This is a genomic window from Pseudomonas sp. SIMBA_041 (assembly GCF_046535095.1).
GTDB classification, from domain to species: Bacteria; Pseudomonadota; Gammaproteobacteria; order Pseudomonadales; family Pseudomonadaceae; genus Aquipseudomonas; species Aquipseudomonas mucoides.
In genome coordinates, this window is record NZ_JAWRXJ010000570.1 from 1 (window position 1) to 256 (window position 256).

Genomic DNA, 256 nt, shown 5'->3' on the forward strand with positions numbered 1-256 from the left:
GGATTTGGAAAATTAACAGCAACTACACTTGCTAAAGCGGGTTATACGGTCATTGCAGGAATGCGTGGCGTGACAGGTAAAAATGAAGCAGCTGCCAAAGAACTGAAAGCATTACCCAATATCTACGTCATTGAAATTGATGTCACAGACGACCGATCTGTAAATAATGCTTTTGCAGAAACATTAGAGAAATTTGGAAAAATAGATGTTTTGGTCAACAATGCTGCCGTCTCCGGTTTTGGATTATTAGAAGCAT

At 39.5% G+C, this 256-nt stretch carries 1 protein-coding gene; it reads left to right on the forward strand.

Annotation, left to right across the window (positions count from 1 at the left end; translation table 11 throughout):
- Positions 1 to 256, forward strand: a 256-nt coding sequence (locus tag SB725_RS32400) for an SDR family NAD(P)-dependent oxidoreductase (RefSeq protein ID WP_410923605.1), incomplete at both ends; no start/stop codon positions are given.